We start from the raw sequence: 24,777 nt of genomic DNA, 5'->3' as shown, positions 1-24,777 counted from the left end.
AAATGGGATTGATTACTTATCAACTAAATATAGTGATATACGGTTTTAATTATGATAAAATGTTTCTTATGTGTGTCGTTTTGTTTTATTTGACTGAAAATAAAGAAAAATAAATTTGCGTGAAAAGGAGTCATTTATTTGAAGAAATTTTTAAAAATCGTATTTACATGTGTTTTAGTAGTAGCGGGCATTGTAGGAGGATTTCTAGCTTATATGACACTTACTAAAGAACAGCCTGCTGATGTTATAAGCTTGAAGGTAGAGAATAATAAGGAGCGCGTATTAGCGACTGGAAATGAGTTTAAAGTTACAACATTTAATATTGGATATGCTGGGTTAGATAAGGATCAAGATTTCTTTATGGATGGTGGAAAGGGATCTGGTTCAAGTAGTAAAGAGCAAACGGAAACTAATTTAAAGAATATGCTTTCGTTTTTACAAAATGAGAATAGTGATTTTGCGCTATTACAAGAAGTTGATATAAAGTCACTTCGTTCATTTGATGTAAATGAACATGAATTTTTGAAAAAAGGATTACCTAATTATGTTTCGTCATTTGGCAAGAACTACGATACGAAATGGGTTCCAGTGCCAATAACAAATCCAATGGGATATGCGGAGGCTGGATTAAGTACGTTTTCTAAATACACTGTTCAAGAAGCGAAGAGGTTCCAGCTGCCTGGAATGGAGCCTTGGCCAAAGCGTTTGTTTGATTTAGATCGAGCAATTGTGGAATATAAAATTCCTGTTAATAATGGAAAACATGTTAGACTCGTAAATTTACATTTGTCTGCTTATGATGAAGGCGGGAAAATTAGAAAACAGCAAGTAGAGTATTTAAAAGAATATATGAACAAGCATTATGAAAATGGTGATTACGTAATAATGGGTGGAGATTGGAATCAATTGGTTTCGAACGCTCAATTAAGTGATCCGAAGTTCGTGAAAGAGCGTCCTGAGTGGTTAGTAGAGTTACCGAAGGACTTTACAGACGGTGGCTTTAAGTGGGCTGTAGATCCGTCTGTTATGACTGTAAGAGATGATGTAAAGAAATATGTAGAAGGTGAAAATTTCGTCACTATTATTGATGGCTTTATCGTTTCACCGAATGTAGAGATTGTAAATGTACAAGGGAAAGATTTAAAGTTTGAAAATAGCGATCATAACCCAGTAAGTGCGGTATTTAAACTGAAGTAATTGATATGTATAAGTAGAAGGTGGGGCTTCATATGGAGTGGTTAAAGAGGACTTGTTTTTCTAACCTTGAGAAAGAATCACAGAAAAATCATTTATTACTGTTTATAACGATTTGTAGTTTCTTCCTTGGGATAATCGCAATTGGGTATTATGGATATATTTTTACAGAGAGAGCCATAGCATTTTGGATTTGTGGTATTTCTGTCGTTGCATTTGGAACGCTTTTTACTTTTATAAAAAGTATGGAATCAGCGTATAAATATATCATGACATTTATGTTGCTTACAATGTCTTACATTATGGTACAAGCTTTTAATGAAAGCCCGGCTGTATTTCAAATGGTCTATTTTACATTAGCTGTTTCACTTATTTATTTAAGCGAGCGCCTCATTTTAATTATTGGCGGGGTAGCTGTTGTGATCACATTTATCCTTTGTAGCTATTGGCCGGAGCAATTTTTTGCTTATACAGCCTCATCTGAAGCTGCTAATTTCGCAAGTTTGTTAGCGATTGTAACAATCGCTATGTGGGGCGTCACGAAAATCGGTTCTAATCTGCTCCTTCGTTTAAGTGATGAGAAGCAAGAAGTAATGAGAAAAGCTCAGGAGTTAGAAGAGACGCAAAGACTTATTGAAGAAACAGTTGTGAAACTAGATAGTAATTTCAATCATTTAAGACAAAATATGAACACGTCGATGGAATCGATGAGTGAAATTAATTTTGCCTTTGAAGAGGTGGCAGTTGGTACGCAATCACAATCAGAGATGATGTATCGTTCGGTAGAAGTATTGAATGATATGGAGGGAAATATTGAGCAAATCATCTCTCAAGTAAGAACTGCATCGGCTCATGTGGATGAAAGCTTAGAAATTTCAAAAGGTAGTGTACATACTCTAAGAAATTTTGAAACTAACATGAGAAGTTTAAATGATGTTGTTTCACAGTCTGGAATTATATTTAGAGATTTAATGATGCAATCGAAACAAATTAATGAAATTGTAGATGTAATAACGAATATTTCAAGTCAGACGAGTTTGCTAGCTTTAAATGCAAATATTGAAGCTGCGAGGGCAGGCGAGCATGGAAAAGGTTTTGCTATTGTAGCGAGTGAAGTGTTAAAGCTTGCTGAAGAATCAAATCGTTCTGCGGGAAGAATTCAAGGGATTTTGAAGGAGTTTAGTAATCAAGCAAGTAAGGTAGAAGTGCAGGTAGAGAAGTCAGAAAGAGTGCAAGAAGAATGTAACGAGATGTTAGCAAGTGTTTTAACAAATGTAACTGATTTAGGGAAGTTTATTGATGCGATTAATAAAGTAATGCGAGAGGTTGTTGTTCATCAAGAAAGTTTCCAAGTTAAAACGACGAATATTGTAAAGGATGTTACGCATGCTTCTAACGTAATTCAGCAAACTTCTACAGCTACAGAAGAAGTGCTAGCGAGTGTGGAAGAAGAAAAACATCGAAATGATACGTCAGTGAAGACGTTACAAACTGTTAGTGAGCAAGTGAAGTTGTTAGAAGATATTTTAGAAAAGTAATATTGCTTGGAAAGAGCACGAATGATGTGCTCTTTTTTCATTGAAACGAATACTTGATAGGAATTTAATTGCTTTTCTGCGCGTTTTCTGCCAAGCTTAAGGAGATAAAGTGAGACTAGTACATACTGATTATTAGCCCTCACCAATCAAGCTATCCGCAAATAGCGGAATAAAATACTTCAAAGAAAGAATTATATAGGTGACGCATATGATCGAAGTTAAGACTTCTGAACTTAGTGATGGAGAATTTAATAGAGGTGTATTTGCAACTCGTGATATTAAAAAGGGTGAGCTGATACACGCAGCACCAGTTATCTCTTATCCGAATGAACAGCATGAACATATTGAGAAAACGTTACTTGCTGATTACGCATTTGAGTATGGAATCAATCATACGGCAATCCTTTTAGGATATGGTATGTTATTTAATCATTCATATACACCGAATGCAACGTATGACATCGTTTTTGAGAATCATACATTTAACTTCTATGCTTATAAAGATATAAAAGCAGGAGAAGAAATTTTAATCAATTATAATGGTGAAGTTGATAACGATGAGCTGTTATGGTTTGATAAAGAAAAAGAAGAGAACGAAAAGTAATATAAAGAGTATAGAAAGAGCACATTCTGTGGGATGTGCTCTTTTTTATTGATGTAAATAAAGTAAAAAGTACAAAAAAATACCACTTTCTTTTTGTGTGGTATAGTAAGATACTGAGGGATAGTGTTTTGAAAAAGTCATATATTTTACAAATTGTTGTCTTTCTGATGACATGTCAAGTTTAGTAGTCCATTTGGGTTGCTTTATTATGCAATATATATTTTAATATGAGTGGCACCTCTTATAAATTAAGAGGTTTATAGGTGTCTCGAATTGATTTTGGGTACACTGTATCCACCACTTTAGGTTCTTTCATGTACGTGGGGATATTATGGGCCCGTATAACGGGATAAAATGAATATAGAAATAGAGGAATCGTAAAATGAATATGCAAGAGGTTTATAAATATTTAAGTACGGTATTGCCTGAAGGACATGTTAAACAAGATGAAATGTTAAAGAATCATACGCATATTAAAGTTGGCGGAAAAGCAGATGTTTTTGTTGCGCCTACAAATTATGATGAAATTCAAGAAGTTATTAGATATGCGAACGAATATAATATTCCAGTTACGTTTTTAGGAAATGGATCGAATGTCATTATTAAAGATGGTGGAATTCGCGGAATTACAGTAAGTTTAATTCATATTACAGGTGTTACTGTAACAGGAACGACGATTGTAGCACAGTGCGGTGCAGCAATTATTGACGTATCACGTATTGCCTTAGACCATAACTTAACGGGTCTTGAGTTTGCTTGTGGTATTCCAGGTTCAGTTGGCGGAGCATTATATATGAATGCTGGTGCATACGGCGGTGAAATTTCGTTTGTATTAACAGAAGCTGTCGTAATGACAGGTGATGGAGAGCTACGTACTTTGACGAAAGAAGCATTTGAATTTGGATATCGTAAGAGTGTATTTGCGAACAACCATTACATTATTCTTGAAGCGAGATTTGAACTTGAAGAAGGTGTACATGAAGAAATTAAAGCCAAAATGGATGATTTAACGTTTAAACGTGAGTCAAAACAGCCTCTAGAATATCCTTCATGTGGTAGCGTATTTAAGCGCCCACCAAATAACTTTGCTGGTAAGTTAATTCAAGACTCAGGACTACAAGGTAAGCGAATTGGTGGAGTAGAAGTTTCTTTAAAACACGCTGGATTTATGGTGAATGTTGATAACGGAACAGCACAAGATTACATCGATTTAATTCACTTCGTACAAAAGACAGTTGAAGAGAAATTTGGCGTGAAGTTGGAGCGAGAAGTAAGGATTATTGGAGAAGATAAAGAATAACGAAATACGTATGAAGATATGAATTATTTTAAAATAACATTTGGGTATTGTTGACAATTTGTTTTCAATTCAATATAATGGCTAATAATTTAACAAATAACATACGTTGAAAGAGCCCAGTAGCAGTTTGTCACTGTTAACGAGAGAGCTAGGGGTTGCTGGAACCTAGCACAAACAAACTTGCGAATTACACTCTGGAGTATCTTAGGTAATGCTAAGCGGACTAGCAATCGATATTATTGCTAAGAGTGGTATGAGTAGCTATGCTATTTATGCAAACTGGGTGGTAACACGGTGAATAATCGTCCCTATGTCTATCGTAGACATAGGGGCTTTTTTGTTTTTAAAAAATAAAGGGGATGACAAAAGATGAATATTATTGATGAATTAGAATGGCGCGGCGCCGTTAATCAGCAGACTGACGAAGAAGGCTTACGTAAGCTAGTAGAAGAGAAAAAGATTTCACTATACTGCGGAGTTGATCCAACTGGTGATAGTATGCATATCGGACATTTGATTCCGTTTATGATGATGAAGAGATTCCAATTAGCTGGCCATCATCCTGTTATTTTAATTGGCGGGGCAACAGGAACAATTGGTGATCCGAGTGGACGACAATCAGAGCGTCAGCTCCAAACGTTAGAAGTGGTTCAGCATAATGTAGATGCGTTAACAGCACAAATGAAAAAGCTATTTGATTTTGGTGGAAATAGCGAAGTGAAGATGGTAAATAACTATGATTGGACACATGAAATAAATATTATTGAGTTTTTACGTGATTACGGGAAAAACTTTAGCATCAATAGCATGTTAGCGAAGGATATTGTAGCAAGCCGTTTAGATACAGGTATTTCTTTCACAGAATTCACGTACCAAATTTTGCAAGCGATGGACTTCCATCATTTATACACGAAAGAGGATGTTCAACTTCAAATTGGTGGCAGTGACCAATGGGGAAATATTACGAGTGGTTTAGATTTAATTCGTAAGTTAGAAGGTCATGAGGCGAAAGTATTCGGATTAACGATTCCGTTATTATTAAAATCGGACGGTACGAAGTTTGGTAAATCAGCGGGTGGTGCGGTTTGGCTTGATCCTGAAAAAACGACACCGTTTGAATTTTACCAGTTCTGGGTAAATACAGATGACCGTGACGTAATTAAATACTTGAAATACTTTACGTTCTTAACGAAAGAGCGTATTGATGAATTAGCAACGAAGGTAGAAACAGAGCCTCATAAACGTGAAGCGCAAAAAGTGTTAGCGGAAGAAATGACGAAATTTGTTCATGGAGAAGAGGCGTTCCTGCAAGCTGAGAAAATTACAGCAGCGTTATTTAGCGGAGATATTAAATCGTTAACAGCTGATGAAATTGAACAAGGCTTTAAAGAAATGCCAACATTCCAGTCTTCAAAAGAGACGAAAAACATCGTAGAGTGGCTAGTCGATTTAGGGATTGAACCATCTAGACGACAAGCACGCGAGGACATTAATAATGGTGCGATTTCTATGAATGGTGAGAAAGTAACAGATGTGGGTACAGATGTTACTGTAGAAAATTCATTTGATGGAAGATTTATTATTATTCGTAAAGGGAAGAAGAACTACAGTCTTGTGAAATTAGGATAATAAGTAAGGCTGGAAAATATATCGGCGATTTTTCGAATATATCGACCGTAACTCAAATTATATCGGCGATTTTCGAAATATATCAGCGCAAATCCGAATATATCAGCGATTTTCCCAATATATCGATTTACCGACAAAAAGCGACAATAAGAGCTGTTCCGAACGGGACAGCTTTTATTATAAAAAGTCAGTATATTTAGATAAATTTAAAGGGTATATAATTTTTTTGACGAATAAATAAGTTAGAGAAAATTACGGATAAAAAATAGCCCGAACCATGCAGGGCATGATTCGGGCTTATATTCAGATTAGTAAGCTAAGCTGAATAGACCTTTAATGTGTGATAAGTAACGAACGTTACTTGCTTCTTTCATTAATGATGCTGGTAAGCCTTTAAGTGGAGTATTGCTTGCTCCAATTGTAGCAACCGCATCTTTACGTCCTAGACTAGCAAGTGTTCCAGAGTTTACAGGTGCGAACTCTTCTAATGCTTTGCCTTCTAGTGCTGCGTATAAGTTGTATCCAATTAACTCACCCATTTGCCAAGCGATTTGTGCAGTTGGTGGGTATGGACGTCCGTCTGGAGCGAAGACAACAGCGCTGTCTCCAGCAACGAATACGTCTTTGTGAGAAGTAGATTGTAGGTATGCATCAACTGTTGCACGTCCACGGTTAACTTCAAGACCTGATTCACCGATTAATGGGTTACCTTGTACGCCGCCTGTCCAAACGAATGTGTTAGCAACAAGTTTTTGACCGTCTTTTAAGTCGATTTCATTGCCAGCAACGTTTGTTACAGGAAGACCAGTTAAGAATGTAACACCGCGTGCTTCTAGGCTAGTAGTTGCACGTTCGATTAAGTGGTCTGGTAATACTGGAAGGATTTTTGGACCTGCTTCAACAAGAAGAAGTTTCACTTCTTTTGGATTTACGCCGTGGCTTTTTGCAAGTTTAGGCATAATGTCAGCAAGCTCACCAACTAGCTCAACGCCAGTTAATCCGCCACCACCGATTACGATTGTAGCATCAGCTTCGTTTTTCGTTTTCGCGTATTCACGAATACGGTCTTCAACGTGTTTGTAGATTTTGTTTGCATCAGCAGCAGATTTTAATACCATGCTGTTTTCTTCTAGTCCTGGAATACCGAAGTAAGCAGTTTTACTTCCTAAAGCAACTACAAGTGCATCGTAAGATAAAGTAGTGCCACCAGCTAGTTTGATTTCTTTGCTATCAACTGAGAATGACTCAACTGTTGCGATTTTAAGATCGATGTCTTTCCCTTTGAAAAGCTTTGTAAGTGGCATTGCAACTGCTTGCTCAGACACGTTACCAGCTGCAAGTCGGTGTAGTTCAGTGATGATTTGGTGTGTTGGGTATTGGTTAATCACTGTAACTTGTGCTTCTGATTTGCTGTAATATTTACGTACGTTTAAAGCGGCAAGAAGACCGCCATAACCAGCGCCTAAGATGACAATTTGTTTTGACATAGTATGATATCCCCCGTCTTTACTAATTGTTGTTATAAGTTAAATTATTTATTGTTACGTTCTGCACTAATTTGAAGATATGCGTTCACAAAGCGGAACATTTTTTGTGCTTGTGGATCTTTTAGTAATTTTAACAGACCGAATAGGCCGATAACTTCGTTGCTTTCTTCAGCACGATCTTTCGCTTCGATTGCAGTTGCAGCCATGCTTTTCACTGTATCTTTTACAGGTTCTACAAGCTCTGTAATTGCACCAACAGTGTCGCTTTTTAATACTTCATCAGTAGCAACAGTTTGAGCGAAGTCATAAGACTTAGTTAAAATGTTAACAAGCTCAGTTAATTTTGGAAGCTGTTCTACTAGTGTTGTTAATGATTCTTGTACCTCAGGTTTTAACAACTGATCAAGTACATCAAGTTGTCCTTGGCTAGCAGAAATTTGTACAGTTTCTTGTTCTGGCTTTGTTTGAGTCATAGTTTCTGGCATCTCCAATTCTCCTTTACGATAGCAATACTCTTATTTTTTATAAGTAAGATAGTAAACGTTTACGAAACTTTATACAAAGTTTCACAAAACACAATAAAATGCCTTTAAATTTATGACAGCAAGTAAGCTGCAAACATAAATCTAAAACCATAACGTCTTACTTATTATTTATGAACTGTCCGATACATGGCTTGTCCGCATAATGGAAAAGCTCCGTTACCGGAAAGTGTATATAATATATATCCTATATTATATACTATATACACCTATGTTAACATAAAAATGATTCCTAATTATTTGATATTAAGTGTATAACGTAGTGCTGACAAGGTATGAAAGCGTATAAAATATTTTGTTCCAGTTAGAAATGTATATACATATAAAGAAAAAAAGGAAAAAATGAACAAATTCATGTTCGTTTTTTCCTTTTTCCTATTATTCACCTTCTACAATTAGCATCGATGTGTTACCGCTTTTTTCAAGATGGCATTCGCCCCAAGTACAAAGAGAATCAAGAATGGACTCTAAAGACCAACCGTATTCTGTAAGTGAATATTCTACTTTTGGTGGTACTTGATTGTATACCTTTCTTTGAATAACCCCATCGTCTTCTAATTCACGTAATTGCTGAGTTAACATTTTTTGTGTAATCCCAGGCATTAAACGTTTTAGTTCACTCGTTCTTTTTGTGCCTTTCGTTAGATGACAAAGGATAACAACCTTCCATTTTCCACCGATAACCTCTAAAGTCGCTTCAACGGGAATATTGTATTTCTTCATATAAAAATCTCCTTTGATGAATGTAGATTTAAGTTCTCCAACAAAAGAAGCTAAATAATTAAATGTTACTAAAAAGTGCCTATAGCACTTTAAAGTACGTACTTTTTATCATGTTGAATATGTTCCATAATAGCATACGTAAGAGGGAAATGAGTAGTACGGTACTAAAAAGTGCCTATGTTACTTTTAGGTACCTATCGTACTTTTAAGTGCGTTCTTCAAAAAAAGAGTAAAGCCATTCATAATAGCGTATATCAACAGTAAAGTTATTTTTGTAGAAGATAAAAAGGCCTTTTTATCATACTATTATGATTGGATTTCTCGCATTAAGGAGGAGTTCAATTGAATTCATATACAGTATCTTCTTCGGTTATGCAGACGAATCGGAGAAGTATGTTTGCTTTATTAGCACTAGCAATTAGTGCGTTTGGAATTGGTACAACTGAATTTATTAGTGTCGGCTTATTACCATCTATCTCAGAGGATTTACATGTTTCTGTTACAACAGCGGGGTTAACTGTTTCTTTATATGCATTAGGAGTAGCGTTTGGTGCTCCAGTATTAACGTCATTAACAGCTAGTATGTCGCGAAAGACGTTATTAATGTGGATTATGATTATTTTCATTATTGGTAATGGAATTGCGGCGGTAGCAACAAGTTTTACTGTGTTACTTATTGCGAGGGTTGTATCTGCATTTGCGCATGGTGTTTTTATGTCAATTGGATCTACAATTGCGGCTGCGCTTGTACCTGAGAATAAACGTGCAAGTGCAATAGCATTTATGTTTACTGGTTTAACTGTTGCGACTATTACAGGTGTACCAATTGGAACATTTATCGGTCAACAATTTGGCTGGAGGGCCTCGTTTATTGTTATTGTGGCCATTGGAATCGTTGCTTTAATCGCCAATAGTATGCTAATTCCTCCTAATTTAAAAAAAGGTACGTCTGTATCATTTCGCGATCAATTTAAGCTGATTACGAATGGAAGACTGTTACTTTTATTTATTATTACTGCATTAGGATACGGGGGAACGTTCGTAACATTTACGTATTTATCTCCGTTATTACAAGAAGTAACAGGATTTAAAGCAAGTACCGTTACAATTATTTTGTTAGTATACGGAATTGCAATTGCGATTGGGAATATGGTCGGGGGAAAATTATCAAACCATAATCCGATTCGAGCGTTATTTTACATGTTCTTTATTCAAGCGATTGTATTATTTGTTTTAACATTTACAGCGCCATTTAAAGTCGCTGGATTCATCACAATTATTTTCATGGGACTATTCGCATTTATGAATGTTCCAGGGCTACAAGTGTATGTTGTTATATTAGCTGAGAGGTTTGTACCTAGCGCTGTTGATGTAGCATCGGCGATTAACATTGCAGCATTTAACGCAGGAATTGCTCTTGGTGCTTACTTGGGCGGTATTGTAACGAACTCGTTAGGATTAATTCATACGGCTTGGGTAGGTGGAATTATGGTAGTAGGTGCTGTTGTTTTAACTGCGTGGAGTATGACATTAGAAAAAAGAGATCAAGTAAAATAAAAGGAGAGAAAATAAAATGAAAAACTTACAAAGTAAAACAGTATTAAATAATGGTGTAGAAATGCCTTGGTTCGGTTTAGGTGTATTTAAAGTAGAGGATGGACCAGAACTTGTAGAAGCAGTGAAATCGGCGATTAAAGCAGGATACCGCAGCATTGATACAGCTGCAATTTACGGAAATGAAAAAGCTGTAGGTGAAGGAATTCGCGCGGGTATAAAAGAAGCAGGCATTTCTCGTGAAGATTTATTCATTACTTCAAAAGTGTGGAATTCGGATCAAGGATATGAAACGACACTTGCTGCATATGAAGAAAGCTTAAAAAAATTAGAGCTGGATTATTTAGATTTATACCTTGTTCATTGGCCTGTAGAAGGGAAATATAAAGATACGTGGAGAGCGTTAGAAACACTTTATAACGAAAAACGCGTACGTGCAATTGGGGTAAGTAATTTCCAAATTCATCACTTACAAGATGTAATGAAAGATGCAGAAATTAAACCAATGATTAACCAAGTAGAATACCACCCTCGTTTAACACAAAAAGAATTACAAGCTTTCTGTAAAGAACAAGGTATTCAAATGGAAGCATGGTCACCACTTATGCAAGGTCAATTATTAGATAACGAAAAATTACAAGAAATTGCTGAGAAACACGGTAAAACAACAGCGCAAGTTATTTTACGTTGGGATCTTCAAAATGGAGTAATCACTATTCCAAAATCAACGAAAGAACACCGCATTATTGCAAATGCCGATATATTTAATTTCGAATTAACGAAAGAAGATATGGAAAAAATCGATGCGTTAAATCAAAATCACCGCGTTGGTCCGGATCCTGATAACTTCGATTTCTAAGATTAAAGTAAGAAAGAAGAGTGCGTAAAAGCACTCTTTTTTTGTGCATAAAAATAGTTTCTAAATAAATACTACTTAGTATTAAGTTTGTGATAAGGGGCTGTAAACATGAATATAAAGCAATCGTTCAAGATTTTAGCTATGTTTTTAAGTGTTTTATTTGTGTTATTCCCGCTTCAAAAAGCATTTGCAGAAGTTATGGACCATACAAAGTATGAAATGAATTGGAGTTATAGTAAGTCAAAGAAGAAACCAATTCGAACAGAGCTTATTAAAACCGCAGATGGCAAAATTGCTTTTTGCTTAAATGTAGATTTGAAATCTCCAAGCGGTCAAGATTTACCGGAAATGGGGAAAGTGGATATTAACGTATACCGTGTACTATTGAATGGATATCCACAAAAGAGTCCACAAGAATTAGGTGTTTCTGATTGGAGAGAAGCACATTACGCAACGCAGCTTGCAGTGTGGAATGCGTTAAAACAAATCGATATTAATGATTTAGATTTCCGCAATAAAAATGTAGAGAAAGTAACGAAAGACATCGTTGCAAAAGCAAGCGCTAGTGAAGAGTTACAAGAAATTACGATGAGTGTAACTCCTACAGAAGAACAAGAAGCAGTATTAAAAAATGATTTCTTTGAAACAGGTTTATATACAGTAGAAACAAATGCAAAAAGCGGAACGTATAAAGTGCAAGCAACAGGTGCGCCAGCGGGCGTGAAATTTGCAAATGAAAAAGGCGAAACAAAAACAGAATTTAATGTAGGAGAAAAGTTCCGCATTTTAATTCCGAAACAAACACCAGCTGGTGGATTTAGCTTTAAAGTATCAGGAAATTTAACGAAATTACAAGGGATTGCGCATAAAGGTACACCGACTATTCAAAATGCAGTAGTATTACTTGAGCGTAGTGAAGAAAAAACAAGTCCAGAGTTAGCGGTAAGTTGGAAAAAGGCTGAGGCTCCAAATAAACCAAATAAGCCATATACTCCAAATGAACCGCATAAACCGAATCAAAAGAGATAATGAAAAAGCATTGGCGTATGCCAATGCTTTTTCATATGAATTCTTTAAAGGTATATCAAGATAATAATTAATCGAGTGAAACACTATTTTAACGTTTTAAAAAGTATTTAAAAATAATAAAATGTGACAAAATCTAAACGTTGCAATAAATAGATTTTATTCACGAAATTGTAACATTATTCTAATTAGAGAGGCTATCAAACAAAGTGTAAAGCGTGTAAAATTCATTTGGAAAAACTACCTATAGATGGTCATATATGAAGAAAATGTAAGTTTTTATTGTTATTTTTATTTTTAGATGTATAGATGACAATACTGAAAAATATCTTTTACTATTCTCTTTTTTATGTAGCAAGAGAACTCATCACAAATAGAGAGAAGTGAGGAGGGCATATTACATATAAATTTTACAATGTAAGAAAGCGAATGCATGGAGAGAAATGCGGTAGTAATATATACAGGTGCGCGAGGTGTTAGTCCATTCATCAAATGTTTTTATAGGAATAATAGGATTACTTATTAGATGAATATATAGGGTAGTTTATCTAAATAAAGGAACAGGGGACACAGATTATGTCGAAGAAAAAGACGAGTAGGGTATTAGTAGCTGGAATATGTATATCTACATTATTATCGCCAGTAGCTTTCGAAGCATCGAAAGGATATGCAGCACCTTTGGAAGAAAATAAAGGTGGGAAATTAGAAGAGGTAAAAGAGAATAAGTTTGAGCAGAGAGTATTTCAGTTGCCGGGGAAAGGTAGCGTAGAAGAAGAAAATAATCGTTTAAGAGTTACTTGGAAACTTTCCGCTAATGAACCGACTGGAATTTATGCAGAGCCAAATGAAGAGATTACAATTGACATAAAAGGAACGCAGTCTATCCAAGCTTTTATTGGAACGAGATCTTATGATGAAAAGGACCCAGAGGAGTTTAATTTAAAACCAGGGAAAAATGTTATTTCATCTTCAAGAGGCGGTATTTTATATTTTTATAATATGAATAACGAAGGAGAAGTAACAGCTTCCGTTACAAATGGTGGTAGTCACTTTCCTTTATTTATTTTAGGTAAGCATACAAAAAAAGATTGGGATGAAATGTTAAAAAAATATAAGGATCCTTATGCAGTTGAATTAAAAGGTGAGAGAAGCTTAATTACTACTACTTACGATTCTGTGCAGAAATATATGAAGAATACGGATCCAACAGATTTAATGAAATTGCATGATAAGATTATCCGTTTAGAAAACGCAGTGGCAGGATTATCTGAGGACAGTGTTGGGTTTGCAAAATCTCCAACTCATTATGTTCAGTTTGTTGAAAAACGGAAGCCTGCTAAAGGGGACTTTATGTTTGCAAAACATTATCATACAGGATATATTCCAACTGCAATGAATAGAGTTTTAGATATAGAGGTACTTGAGAAGGATGGATGGGGACCGTGGCATGAAGTTGGTCATTTACATCAGCAAGAACCGTGGAAGTGGTCTAAAGTAAGGGAAGTAACAGTAAATATTTACTCATTAGCTGCTCAAAAGGCGTTAGGGAATCAATTAGAAATGGATGAGCACTATAAAAACTCATTTGAGTATTTAGAGAAGCCTAAAGCAGAAAGATTCATTGATGACATTAATCCTCTTACAATGTTTTGGCAATTAAATGTAGTGTATGGAGAACATTTTTATCCTAGGTTACATCAAGCTTATCGTTTGTTACCTCAGAGTGAAATGCCTCATTCTGATGAAGAGAAAAAGCAGCTATTTATTTATATGACATCGCAAGTGGCAGGGCAAAATTTAATTCCTTTCTTTGAGGAATGGGGATTAACACCAAATGATGATATTAGAGAGAAAATAGAAAAATCAAAGTTACCTAAATTAGAAAAGGAAATCTGGAAAGCTACAGATAGTAATGATATTCGTGAGAAGCAAGTTGAACCGTATAAGGTTCCATATGGTGAACCTGCTAATGAAGTACAAAATCTTTTAGTTGGTACAGATTCTGACGAGAATGAAGCAAGTAAACTTGTTCGAAATTTAGGTGAGAATGTAAAAGTAACAGGAAAGATTGTATGGCCTAAATTAGAGAATGGTAAACAGGAAGTGTTAGTAGAAATTGGGGATGAGAAAGGAAATAAAAATTCAATTCCTGTCCAAGTTAACGGATTTTATGATGACAGTATAGTTTTTCAAGGACTTTCAGATGATGTAATGTCGACAGTGACACTTCACCACAATAAGAAGAAATTAAATGTAAACTTTACTAATAATGAAATACATTACCGTTTTGAAAAAGAAGAATATATGGGCTTAACGCTATATGATCGAAATGGGATTGAAAAGAAACGTGTATCTGCAGAAGGACAAGAAACGGGAAAAAGATTTGCGATGGAACTAAATGAATTGGATTTTGAATATGGTGATGTAGTAAAAGTATTCCATGCAGAACCGGATCGTCTGAAGTGGTACCAAAATAATACACTTGTAGATCAAGGGAAGGCTAAAAATAAAAAAGAGAAATTATTCCAAATCACTGAGCAAGGGTTCGAATTAAAAGATAGTTTACAAGAAGTGACGGCGAAACCGCAAAAAGTAGTAGTTGGAATGGATGTAGAGAAACTAGATCCGAAAGAATTTGTACAAGTAAAATATGGAGAAGTGGTTGGTTTTGCAGAAAAACCAAATACATCAAAAATCGGAGAACAAAAAGTAAAAGTAGAAACGAAAGATCGATTTGGAAATAAGAAAGTGACAGAAGTTCCTCTAACAGTAACATATGGAGATAGCCTACTTGTATATGGGCTGAGCTATAGAGATGGTGACTTGAAATCAATTGTAACTTTGCATCATGATACGAAAAAACTGAGTGCGACAGATACAAAGAACCTAATTCATGATTACTTTAAAGATGAAAAGTATTTTGAATTCACATTGTACGATAAAGAAGGAAGAGTGAAGAAAAATATAGCAGTAAAAGGTTTAGAGAATACGCAAGAATTTGCTAAGGAAGTAAATGGAATTGCATTTGAGTATGGAGATGTAGTGAAAGTATATCATGCGGAATCTTCTCGTTTACATTGGTATCAAAAAGATGTATATGTGGGCGAAGGAAAAAGTAAAGAGATAAAGGAATTAGTCTTCAAAATAACTGAAAATGGATTTGAAAGATTAGACGGTGAGCAAACAGTAAAAGCAAATCCGCAGCAAGTAGTAATCGGAACAAATAGCGAAACGCTAGACGCGAAGAACTTTGTTGAAGTACAGGGTGGAGAAGTAGTAGGTTTTGTAGGGGAAATAGATACGACAAAAATTGGTCAGCAAAAAGTGAAAGTAGAAACGAAAGATCGATTTGGAAATAAGAAAGTGACGGAAGTTCCTGTAGAAGTGACATATGGGGATAGTCTAGTCTATCAAGGTGTGTCCGATGTTACACGTTCAATTATTACGTTAAACCACGCTGAAAAGAAATTACATGCAACATTTACAAATGATGAGATTCATTATCGCTTTGTAAATGAACAGTATATAGGCCTTACGATTTATGATCAAAATGGAACTGAGAAAAAGCATGTAACCGCAGAAGGACAAGAAACTTCGCAGAATTTTGCAGAACAAGTAAATGGTATGGCGTTCGAGTATGGTGACGTAGTGAAAGTGTATCATGCGGAATCAGATCGTTTGAATTGGTATAAAAAGAGTGAGTTAGTTGGAAAAGGAGATAAGAAAAAGTTTAAAGAAATTTCCTTTAAGATTACTCCAAATGGTTTAGAGCAAGTGCAATAATAAGAAAAAGCTCGTGAAACATTATGTTTTACGAGCTTTTTTTATTATTCAGCTTCAGAAACTACTGTGAAGCGTTCGTTTACATGTTTTGGGTTTTCAATCTCATCAAGTGCTGCAACTGCGAAGTCTTCGTAACTTACGTAGCTATCACCTTTTGAGTTAACAAGAAGATTGTCTTTGCCAGCTTTGTAAGAACCAGTGCGTTTTCCTAATGCGAATAGTGCAGAAGGGCTGATGAATGTCCAAGTGATATCATTTGTTTGTTGTAAAATTTCTAAGTTTTTACCTTGGTTTTGAGCTGTTGCAAGATATTCTTTCGGGAAACCTGGTGTCTCAAATACACGTGTTGTTTTCTCTTCGTCTACAAATAAGCTTCCAGCGCCTCCAACTACAAGTAATTTTGTATTTGGTGCACCTTTCATAGCTTCAATAAGTACGTTTCCTGCATCTACGTGAAGGTGTTCTTCGCCTGCTGGAGCACCGAATGCATTTACAACTACGTCAAATGCCTGCAGGTCGTTAGATGTAAGAGAGAATACATCTTTCTCTAAAACTTTTACGTTTTCTTCTGTAATTTTTGCAGCGTTTCTTACGATTGCAGTTACTTCATGTCCGCGATTCAATGCTTCTTTTAAAATACGACTTCCTGCTTTACCAGTTGCTCCGATAATTCCGATTTTCATAATAAATCCCTCCAAAGTGTTTTGTTAAAGTGTATATCTGAAAGTAAATGAATTTGTTGTAATTAGGTTTGTTACAACTTGTTGTAATCATTATAGTTACAGGTTGGTATTTTTGTCAATAGGGTTGTTTGTGAATTTATTTTTTGTTTTAGTATGCACAGTTAGAGGGAGGGTAGTCAGTCATAAAGATATTGTTACTGTGAACCTGGCTAATATTTGGAAATTGCAAATTGTCGAAAAATGTTGATTTTTGAATGTTTTTTAAATATAATTCGTTTTATGGAGAAAAGGAGGGGTTAATTGTATGAATATTTTAGAGCAATTTATTTCATCAACAAATACAATTCTTTGGTCATATATTCTTATTGCAATGTTAATTGGTTTAGGTCTTTATTTTTCTATTAAATTGAAATTTGTACAAATTACTCATTTAGGTGAAATGATTCGTTTAATGAGTGATGGACTAACTGGAAAGACACGTAAAAAGGGCAGCGTATCATCGTTCCAAGCATTTTGTATGAGTTCTGCAGCTCGTATTGGTATCGGGAACTTAGCTGGTGTAGCGTTAGCTATTTCTATGGGAGGACCTGGAGCTGTATTTTGGATGTGGGTTATTGCGATTATCGGGGCTTCTTCAAGTTTCGTAGAAAGTACGCTTGCACAAATTTATAAAATAAAAGATGGCAGTGGCTTCCGTGGTGGTCCTGCTTATTATATGGAAAAAGGTTTAAATAAACGTTGGATGGGGATTTGGTTCTCTATTCTGATTACAATTAGTTACGGTTTAATTTTCAACTCAGTACAAGCAAACACAGTTACATTAGCGTTTAAAAATGCATTTGGTATTGAGCGTTACGTTGTTGGGATTGTATTAGCAGTATTAGTTGCGGTTATTATTTTTGGTGGTGTAAAAAGTATTGCACGTATGTCGGAAATGATTGTTCCGCCAATGGCAATTCTTTATATTGCGGTAGCGATTTTCGTTGTTATTAAAAACTTCTATTTACTACCAGATGTGTTTACAGAAATCTTTAAAGGTGCATTTGGTTTAGATTCAGCTGTAGGCGGTGGTATCGGTGCTGCGATGAAATATGGTATTCAGCGCGGATTATTTGCGAACGAAGCAGGTATGGGTAGTGCGCCGAACGCGGCAGCAACAGCTGATGTAACGCATCCAGCCAAACAAGGTTTTATTCAAACAATCGGGGTTTTAGTAGATACATTCTTAGTATGTACATCAACAGCATTTATCGTACTATGTTCTGGTGCATATAAAGCAACGAATTTAGAAGGTATTGAACTAACACAAAATGCATTAAGTTCACAAATTGGCCCGTGGGCGAGCAGTTTCTTAGCGATTATTATTTTCTTATTCGCTTTCAGTTCACTTCTAGGAAACTACTACTATGGTGAAACAAATATTGAATTTATTAAGCAAAGTAAAACGTGGTTAACAATTTACCGTGTTGCGGTAGTTGGAATGGTATTATTCGGTTCTGTTGCGACGCTTCAAGTTGTATGGAATATGGCAGACTTATTTATGGGTCTAATGGTAATAACGAACTTAATTGCGATTACACTTCTTGGCCGATTTGCGTACGCGGCATTAACAGACTATGTAAGGCAAAAGAAACAAGGGGAAGATCCAGTCTTCAGTGCAGATTCTATTCCTGGTTTAACGAATACAGAGTGCTGGGATAAGCCAGTGGTAACAGATAAAGAAAAAGCAGTGTAATTGAAAAGGCGAGCATCGAGGTAAATTTGATGCTCGCCTTTTTTGTTGTAGTAAATGATGAAAAGGGTGAGGGGTAATTATTAATATAACTTTTTTGTTTGTTCCTCTCGTTATTTGTGGGGAACGTACTGTTTTAAAAGTATGGCTGGTCGAAGAGGATAAGAGATTGAGTATTGGATAAATGCATGTAATAGCTATATTTTTATGAAAAAAACACATATGTTAAGATAGTTAACGTATTCATGTCATGAAACCTAACATAAAGTTCTTGATTACTAAAAGTTTTTAGAATATAATTTTCTTATTGTTAGGAAGAGGGGGCAATGCAAATATGGATTTTTTAGCTAGGGTAATTGGGGATGTAAATAATATCCTTTGGTCATATGTCATTATTGCGATGTTAATTGGGTTAGGGCTCTATTTTTCATTTCGTGTGAAATTTGTCCAAGTTCGTTACTTCGGTGAAATGATTCGATTGCTTGGGGATGGAGCAAGCTCGAAAACGAGGAAAGCACAAAAAGAGAAGAGCGGCGTATCATCATTCCAAGCATTTTGTATGAGTACAGCTTCTCGTGTAGGTACTGGTAACTTAGCTGGTGTAGCTATCGCAATTTCAGCGGGTGGTCCAGGAGCAGTATTTTGGATGTGGTTAATCGCGGTAATTGGGGGTGCTTCTGCATTTGTAGAGAGCACATTAGCGCAAATTTATAAAGTGAAAGATGGGAATGCATTCCGTGGGGGCCCAGCGTATTATATGGAAAAGGGTTTAAATAAACGCTGGTTAGGTGTTGTGTTCTCTGTTCTAATAACAGTAAGTTTCGGATTGATTTTTAATGCTGTACAGTCTAATACTGTAGCGGCAGCTTTTGATGGGGCATTCAAAACAGATAGTAGATTAGTAGGTCTTGTTATGGCTGGTTTACTTGCCGTTATCATTTTCGGCGGAGTAAAACGAATTGCTCGCGCGGTTGAAATGATTGTTCCAGTAATGGCAATTATTTATGTAGCAGTGGCATTATTCGTTGTTGTAACAAACATTACGGCAATTCCGTATGTATTTAAAGAGATTTTCTTACATGCTTTCGGAATTAAAGAAGTAGTAGGTGGAGGATTAGGAGCCGCGATTTTACTAGGGGTAAAACGCGGATTATTCTCAAATGAAGCAGGTATGGGTAGTGCGCCGAACGCAGCAGCGACTGCAAACGTAACGCATCCAGTTAAACAAGGTTTTATTCAAACTTTAGGGGTATTTACAGATACATTATTAATTTGTAGTTGTACAGCATTTATTATTCTTTTATCAGATGTGCATAATGCAGCTGATTTAAATGGAATTCAATTAACGCAGCAGGCGTTAAGTCAACATATCGGTCCATGGGCTTCTATATTTGTAGCAGTTGCAATCTTCTTGTTTGCATTTAGTTCATTAGTAGGTAACTACTACTATGGTGAAACAAATATTGAATTCTTAAATGGAAGTAAAGTGCTATTAACAGCGTACCGCATTGCTGTACTTGGTATGGTTATGTTAGGATCTGTAGCGACAATTCAAATCGTTTGGGATGTAGCAGATTTATTCATGGGTATTATGGCTGTTATTAACTTAGTGGCGATTGTATTCCTCTCTAAGTATGCTTTTGCGGCATTATCAGATTACGTAAATCAAAAGAAACAAGGGAAAGATCCGGTATTCTATGCGGATTCTATTCCAGGTTTGAAAAATACAGAGTGCTGGGATAAGTCAGCAGTAGCTGATAAAGAAAAAGCAGTATAATGAGGTGAGCATCAAGTGAAACTTGATGCTCATTTTTTGTTTTATCCAGTTGTTTATAGATGGTAAAAGACGAACATTTATGAGCATTTCATAATTAAATGTAATTTTTTAAAGAAAAGTGCGGATATGAGTTGTGATTTATGTTAGAATGGAAAATGCCTTTGAAACAAGAGTTTTTATGACATTTCCTATCCAATCGAAGGTTACGGAGGAGAAATGGAAAGTTCGGATTATTTCTTGTTTTGAATGGTCAGACGTTCAACGTTAATGAAGAGTTAAATGGAGGATTTTATTAATGAAGTTTGTTATGTTCCTTGTAGGATTACTCGTTGTATTTGTACTCGGTTTTCTTATAAGTGCCGATCGAAAGAAGATTAAGTATAAACCAATCGCAATTATGCTTATTATTCAGCTAGCATTATCTTATTTCTTATTAAATACGCAAGTTGGTTATATTTTAGTAAAAGGAATTTCAGATGGATTTGGCGCACTTCTTGGATATGCGGAAGCTGGAATCGTTTTCGTATTTGGTGGTCTTGTTAATAAAGGAGAGGTTTCATTCTTCTTAACAGCGCTATTACCAATCGTATTCTTTGCGGTTTTAATCGGAATTCTGCAACACTTTAAAATTTTACCGATATTTATTCGTGCTATTGGTACGTTGTTAAGTAAAGTAAATGGTCTAGGAAAACTAGAATCATATAATGCAGTAGCAGCTGCCATTGTTGGACAAGCAGAAGTATTTATTACAGTAAAAGATCAATTAAGTAAAATCCCAAAACATCGTTTATATACATTATGTGCATCTTCTATGTCGACAGTGTCGATGTCAATCGTTGGTTCTTATATGAAAATGATCGAACCGAAATATGTAGTAACAGCACTTGTATTAAATTTATTTAGTGGTTTCATTATCATTCATATTATTAACCCGTACGATATTACAGAAGAAGAAGATACACTGAAATTAGAAAATAAGAAAAAACAATCATTCTTTGAAATGCTAAGCGAGTACATTATGCTTGGTTTCACGATTGCGATTACAGTAGCAGCTATGTTACTTGGTTTCGTAGCATTAATTACAGCAATTAATAGCTTGTTTGATTCAATGTTCGGTATTACATTCCAAGCTATTTTAGGATATATTTTCTCACCATTAGCATTCGTAATGGGTATCCCGGAAGCTGAGATGGTAACAGCCGGACAAATTATGGCAACAAAATTAGTATCAAACGAGTTTGTTGCGATGCTTGATCTTGGAAAAGTAGCTGGTGATTTATCGGCTCGTACAGTTGGTATCCTTTCTGTATTCCTTGTATCATTTGCGAACTTCTCATCTATCGGAATTATCGCAGGTGCAACGAAAGGTATCGATGAAAATCAATCAAATGTTGTATCATCATTTGGTCTACGCCTTGTGTACGGTGCGACATTAGTAAGTATTCTATCAGCGATTATCGTTGGTGTTATGTTATAAAAAAGATGGCTCTAGCTCATAGCTAGGGCTATTTTTATGGTAAATTTGCATGAAAAAACCAATTAATTAGGAATATATTAACATATAAAAATCTTTTAAAATTTATATTGCATTTCGTCTAGATAACGCTTACAATTTGATTTGTAGGTGGTATCAATTTCAGACTTTCAATTATGGTAGGAGAGAAGAAGCTACCTTTTATAAATTGCAATTTATGTAAACGCTTACTGATTTTAGATGACAGTTGAATAGTTTTAGGGGTTTTAAATTTTTTTAACAACAATGGTCAGACGTCATTCGTTATACGTTATACGACCAATAACTCGTGGGAGAAGTGGAGGATTCACATATGAAGTTCGTAATGTTTCTAGTCGGTTTACTTGTAGTGTTTGTACTAGGTTTCCTTATCAGTTCAGATCGTAAGAAAATTAAATATAAACCAATTGCACTTATGCTTGTCATTCAATTGGTACTTGCGTATTTCTTACTAAATACAAAGGTCGGATTCGTATTAGTAAAAGGAATCGCAGATGGATTTGGCGCTATTTTAAAATTTGCGGAAGCTGGGGTTAATTTCGTATTTGGTGGTCTAGCAAACGATGGACAAGCACCATTCTTCTTAACAGTATTATTACCGATTATTTTCTTAGCAGTACTAATCGGGATTCTGCAACATATTAAAGTTTTACCGATTATCATTCGTGCAGTCGGTTTTCTATTAAGTAAAGTTAACGGTTTAGGAAAACTAGAATCATATAATGCGGTAGCAGCTGCAATCGTTGGTCAAGGGGAAGTATTCATTACAGTAAAAGATCAACTAAGCAAATTACCGAAAAATCGCTTATACACACTTTGTGCATCTTCAATGTCTACAGTATCGATGTCAATCGTCGGTTCTTATATGAAAATGATTGATCCAAAATATGTAGTAACGGCACTTGTATTAAACTTATTCAGTGGATTCATTATCGTTCATATCATTAATCCATATGAAGTAAAAGAAGAAGACGATATTTTAGAATTACAAGAAGACAAGAAACAAACATTCTTTGAAATGTTAGGCGAATATATTATGCTTGGTTTCTCAATCGCTGTAACAGTAGCGGCGATGTTAATCGGTTTCGTAGCATTAATTACAGCAATTAACGGTGTATTCGATTCAATTTTCGGAATCACATTCCAAAGCATTTTAGGATACATCTTCTCACCATTAGCATTCGTAATGGGTATTCCAACATCAGAGATGCTACAAGCAGGACAAATTATGGCAACAAAATTAGTAACGAACGAATTCGTTGCAATGCTTGACCTTGGAAAAGTAGCTGGTGATTTATCAGCTCGTACAGTAGGTATTTTATCTATCTTCCTTGTATCATTTGCGAACTTCTCGTCTATCGGAATTATCGCAGGTGCAACGAAGAGTATCGATGGCAAACAAGCAAACGTTGTATCATCATTCGGTTTAAAACTTGTATACGGTGCAACATTAGTAAGTATATTATCAGCGATTATCGTTGGGGTTATGCTTTAATAAATTAAGAAAAGCAATGAGCGTAGGCTCATTGCTTTTTTTGTTTAACTTGCTTTATCCAAGTCTCTTTTAAAACGTGGTTTCTCTAAATAAGTTCCCAGTCTCCACACATATTCCACTGGCCCCATTCGGTATTTCTGGAGCCAATAGGTGCTAACGAATAATTGAATCGTATAAATTCCGATGGTTAAAAGAATACCGAAGAAATAGCCGATTTTCCCGTATAAGCCAAATCCATATGCGTAAAAAATGGTTGTTGCGATAATAGATTGAGCTAAGTAATTACTAACGGACATTTTCCCCATGTTCGCCATGTATGTTAGTAGACGGGTTGCTTTTTTGTAATGGAATAATAAAATGATTGTGCTTCCGTAAAAGAAGGTCATAGTTACTGGTGTAAGGCCATCTTGTAACATAATTAAAAGCGGGTGCTTTACGAACATAGCTAAGATTTTAATTGTAAAAGAGAAGAGACCGGTGGCAAACCATATTTTTTTGACAGCAGGTATATGTTTACTGACCTCAAATAGCCAGCCTTTTTTCCCTACATACATTCCGAGTAGGAACAGTGGAGACATAAAAATTATTGCGAAAACTGATATGAAAAATAATCCGAATGCACCGTCAATTCCCATGTAATCAAAAGGATTTTCAGTCAATCTAAAGTTGACGTGATCCATATAGCTTCCAGTTTGATGGACTTTATGTTCTTTTTCAGTATAAGGTGCAAAATCATTTATATTTGTAGATGGATCAGTTTGATAAGACATAAGTGTAATAAGTGCGAGTAGAATAATCGCCCAAATGAGCAAAGTTTTCGGTTTTCGATTGATGAACATCATTAAGAAAATCCCGATTATTCCGTATGCAAATAAAATATCGCCCTCCCAAACAAAAGTGCCGTGAATGTAGCCGAGTAGTAAAAGAATGATAATACGTCTTATGTATGTGGGGAAGAATTTTTTTCCTTTTGCGATAATACTTTTTTGTAACAAAATAATGCTAAGTCCAAATAGAAAAGAAAATAGGGATATAAAGTTATGTGTGCCGAAGAATTGAATAAACCAATTAGCGCCTTTATCAAGATCGCCGAATAGATAAGTTGGTTTTTCACTGGTGAAGAACCCGAATTGAATTAATGTCATATTGACTAGTAAAATGCCAAACAAAGCGAAACCACGAATTGCATCAACAGCTTCTACACGTTGATTCATTTTTCCTCTCCTCGTATATTCGTTTTTATATTGAAAATAATACCATTTTATAGCTGGCACTATGTCAAATATGAGGAAATTTAAGGTGATTTTAAGATAGAGAGCAAACAAAAAAATCACCTTA

The 24,777-nt window shown here is 35.4% G+C and carries 18 protein-coding genes and 1 other annotated feature; of the genes, 13 read left to right on the top strand and 5 right to left on the bottom strand.

The features are described from left to right. Positions 1-138 precede the first annotated feature (138 nt). The 5 genes from N2V80_RS25315 (at position 139) to tyrS (ending at position 6,265) form a co-directional block, all read left to right on the top strand. Positions 139-1,197 carry an endonuclease/exonuclease/phosphatase family protein gene (locus N2V80_RS25315; RefSeq protein WP_061655242.1) on the top strand — a complete coding sequence of 353 codons (1,059 nt, stop codon included), beginning with the start codon at positions 139-141 and terminating at the stop codon, positions 1,195-1,197. A gap of 32 nt (positions 1,198-1,229) precedes the next feature. Next, entirely contained in the window at positions 1,230-2,732 is a 1,503-nt protein-coding gene (locus N2V80_RS25310) for a DUF4077 domain-containing protein (RefSeq protein WP_000455078.1), read from the top strand. Between the two features lie 208 nt (positions 2,733-2,940). After that, positions 2,941-3,336, top strand: a complete 396-nt coding sequence (locus N2V80_RS25305; protein ID WP_000573649.1) for an SET domain-containing protein — start codon at positions 2,941-2,943, stop codon at positions 3,334-3,336. 382 nt (positions 3,337-3,718) lie between these two features. Next, positions 3,719-4,636, top strand: coding sequence for a UDP-N-acetylmuramate dehydrogenase (gene murB, locus N2V80_RS25300; RefSeq protein WP_061655243.1), 918 nt, complete (start codon positions 3,719-3,721; stop codon positions 4,634-4,636). Positions 4,637-4,733: 97 nt separating this feature from the next. Next, positions 4,734-4,949, top strand: a binding site (T-box leader). 56 nt (positions 4,950-5,005) lie between these two features. Further along, positions 5,006-6,265 (top strand): tyrosine--tRNA ligase, encoded by a 1,260-nt coding sequence (gene tyrS / locus N2V80_RS25295; RefSeq protein WP_001021098.1) that lies wholly within the window; start codon positions 5,006-5,008, stop codon positions 6,263-6,265. A gap of 308 nt (positions 6,266-6,573) precedes the next feature. On the opposite strand, the gene N2V80_RS25290 is transcribed toward tyrS, so the two are convergent. From N2V80_RS25290 to N2V80_RS25280, 3 genes are all read right to left on the bottom strand, one after another. Next, entirely contained in the window at positions 6,574-7,752 is a 1,179-nt protein-coding gene (locus tag N2V80_RS25290) for an NAD(P)/FAD-dependent oxidoreductase (protein WP_000043203.1), read from the bottom strand. Positions 7,753-7,796: 44 nt separating this feature from the next. Then, complete coding sequence (locus tag N2V80_RS25285; protein ID WP_001115311.1) at positions 7,797-8,237, bottom strand: DUF1641 domain-containing protein; 441 nt, start codon at positions 8,235-8,237, stop codon at positions 7,797-7,799. Positions 8,238-8,672: 435 nt separating this feature from the next. Beyond that, a complete protein-coding gene (locus tag N2V80_RS25280) occupies positions 8,673-9,017 on the bottom strand; it encodes a winged helix-turn-helix transcriptional regulator (protein WP_000760475.1) in 345 nt (114 codons plus the stop codon). Between the two features lie 372 nt (positions 9,018-9,389). On the opposite strand from N2V80_RS25280, the gene N2V80_RS25275 reads away from it, so the two are divergent. From N2V80_RS25275 to N2V80_RS25260, 4 genes are all read left to right on the top strand, one after another. Beyond that, complete coding sequence (locus tag N2V80_RS25275) at positions 9,390-10,574, top strand: MFS transporter (protein ID WP_167091631.1); 1,185 nt, start codon at positions 9,390-9,392, stop codon at positions 10,572-10,574. A 16-nt stretch (positions 10,575-10,590) separates the two neighbouring features. Beyond that, complete coding sequence (locus tag N2V80_RS25270) at positions 10,591-11,430, top strand: aldo/keto reductase (protein ID WP_000793551.1); 840 nt, start codon at positions 10,591-10,593, stop codon at positions 11,428-11,430. Between the two features lie 108 nt (positions 11,431-11,538). Further along, positions 11,539-12,459: a thioester domain-containing protein gene (locus tag N2V80_RS25265; RefSeq protein WP_001022514.1), complete on the top strand. Its 921-nt coding sequence runs from the start codon at positions 11,539-11,541 to the stop codon at positions 12,457-12,459. Positions 12,460-13,032: 573 nt separating this feature from the next. After that, positions 13,033-16,239, top strand: a complete 3,207-nt coding sequence (locus tag N2V80_RS25260; RefSeq protein ID WP_061655244.1) for a putative mucin/carbohydrate-binding domain-containing protein — start codon at positions 13,033-13,035, stop codon at positions 16,237-16,239. Between the two features lie 44 nt (positions 16,240-16,283). Here the strand turns inward: N2V80_RS25260 and N2V80_RS25255 are convergent, their stop codons facing one another. Further along, positions 16,284-16,922, bottom strand: coding sequence for an NAD(P)-dependent oxidoreductase (locus N2V80_RS25255; RefSeq protein WP_016110915.1), 639 nt, complete (start codon positions 16,920-16,922; stop codon positions 16,284-16,286). A 304-nt stretch (positions 16,923-17,226) separates the two neighbouring features. On the opposite strand from N2V80_RS25255, the gene N2V80_RS25250 reads away from it, so the two are divergent. The 4 genes from N2V80_RS25250 to N2V80_RS25235 all read left to right on the top strand — a co-directional run bounded on the left by N2V80_RS25250 (position 17,227) and on the right by N2V80_RS25235 (position 23,439). Further along, complete coding sequence (locus tag N2V80_RS25250; RefSeq protein WP_061655245.1) at positions 17,227-18,657, top strand: alanine/glycine:cation symporter family protein; 1,431 nt, start codon at positions 17,227-17,229, stop codon at positions 18,655-18,657. A gap of 331 nt (positions 18,658-18,988) precedes the next feature. Continuing rightward, positions 18,989-20,431, top strand: a complete 1,443-nt coding sequence (locus tag N2V80_RS25245; protein WP_000346416.1) for an alanine/glycine:cation symporter family protein — start codon at positions 18,989-18,991, stop codon at positions 20,429-20,431. A gap of 295 nt (positions 20,432-20,726) precedes the next feature. Beyond that, the gene (locus tag N2V80_RS25240; protein ID WP_061655246.1) at positions 20,727-21,908 is read left to right on the top strand and encodes a NupC/NupG family nucleoside CNT transporter; all 1,182 of its coding nucleotides are present in this window, start codon (positions 20,727-20,729) and stop codon (positions 21,906-21,908) included. 349 nt (positions 21,909-22,257) lie between these two features. Next, positions 22,258-23,439: a NupC/NupG family nucleoside CNT transporter gene (locus N2V80_RS25235; RefSeq protein WP_000673874.1), complete on the top strand. Its 1,182-nt coding sequence runs from the start codon at positions 22,258-22,260 to the stop codon at positions 23,437-23,439. Between the two features lie 44 nt (positions 23,440-23,483). Here the strand turns inward: N2V80_RS25235 and N2V80_RS25230 are convergent, their stop codons facing one another. Beyond that, positions 23,484-24,653 carry a DUF418 domain-containing protein gene (locus tag N2V80_RS25230; protein ID WP_001076356.1) on the bottom strand — a complete coding sequence of 390 codons (1,170 nt, stop codon included), beginning with the start codon at positions 24,651-24,653 and terminating at the stop codon, positions 23,484-23,486. Positions 24,654-24,777: the final 124 nt, after the last annotated feature.

It is taken from the genome of Bacillus sp. FSL W8-0640 (assembly GCF_038007725.1).
GTDB classification, from domain to species: Bacteria; Bacillota; Bacilli; order Bacillales; family Bacillaceae_G; genus Bacillus_A; species Bacillus_A cereus.
This window is presented reverse-complemented; position numbering and strand designations above follow the sequence as displayed.

Coding starts and splice junctions, on each gene's coding strand:
- N2V80_RS25255 (WP_016110915.1), bottom strand. CDS start 16,922: ATGAAAATCGGAATTATCGGAGCAACTGGTAAAGCAGGAAGTCGTATT.
- N2V80_RS25240 (WP_061655246.1), top strand. CDS start 20,727: ATGAAGTTTGTTATGTTCCTTGTAGGATTACTCGTTGTATTTGTACTC.
- N2V80_RS25275 (WP_167091631.1), top strand. CDS start 9,390: ATGCAGACGAATCGGAGAAGTATGTTTGCTTTATTAGCACTAGCAATT.
- N2V80_RS25230 (WP_001076356.1), bottom strand. CDS start 24,653: ATGAATCAACGTGTAGAAGCTGTTGATGCAATTCGTGGTTTCGCTTTG.
- N2V80_RS25260 (WP_061655244.1), top strand. CDS start 13,033: ATGTCGAAGAAAAAGACGAGTAGGGTATTAGTAGCTGGAATATGTATA.
- N2V80_RS25290 (WP_000043203.1), bottom strand. CDS start 7,752: ATGTCAAAACAAATTGTCATCTTAGGCGCTGGTTATGGCGGTCTTCTT.
- N2V80_RS25285 (WP_001115311.1), bottom strand. CDS start 8,237: ATGCCAGAAACTATGACTCAAACAAAGCCAGAACAAGAAACTGTACAA.
- tyrS (WP_001021098.1), top strand. CDS start 5,006: ATGAATATTATTGATGAATTAGAATGGCGCGGCGCCGTTAATCAGCAG.
- N2V80_RS25280 (WP_000760475.1), bottom strand. CDS start 9,017: ATGAAGAAATACAATATTCCCGTTGAAGCGACTTTAGAGGTTATCGGT.
- N2V80_RS25270 (WP_000793551.1), top strand. CDS start 10,591: ATGAAAAACTTACAAAGTAAAACAGTATTAAATAATGGTGTAGAAATG.
- N2V80_RS25245 (WP_000346416.1), top strand. CDS start 18,989: ATGGATTTTTTAGCTAGGGTAATTGGGGATGTAAATAATATCCTTTGG.
- N2V80_RS25250 (WP_061655245.1), top strand. CDS start 17,227: ATGAATATTTTAGAGCAATTTATTTCATCAACAAATACAATTCTTTGG.
- murB (WP_061655243.1), top strand. CDS start 3,719: ATGAATATGCAAGAGGTTTATAAATATTTAAGTACGGTATTGCCTGAA.
- N2V80_RS25265 (WP_001022514.1), top strand. CDS start 11,539: ATGAATATAAAGCAATCGTTCAAGATTTTAGCTATGTTTTTAAGTGTT.
- N2V80_RS25235 (WP_000673874.1), top strand. CDS start 22,258: ATGAAGTTCGTAATGTTTCTAGTCGGTTTACTTGTAGTGTTTGTACTA.
- N2V80_RS25310 (WP_000455078.1), top strand. CDS start 1,230: ATGGAGTGGTTAAAGAGGACTTGTTTTTCTAACCTTGAGAAAGAATCA.
- N2V80_RS25305 (WP_000573649.1), top strand. CDS start 2,941: ATGATCGAAGTTAAGACTTCTGAACTTAGTGATGGAGAATTTAATAGA.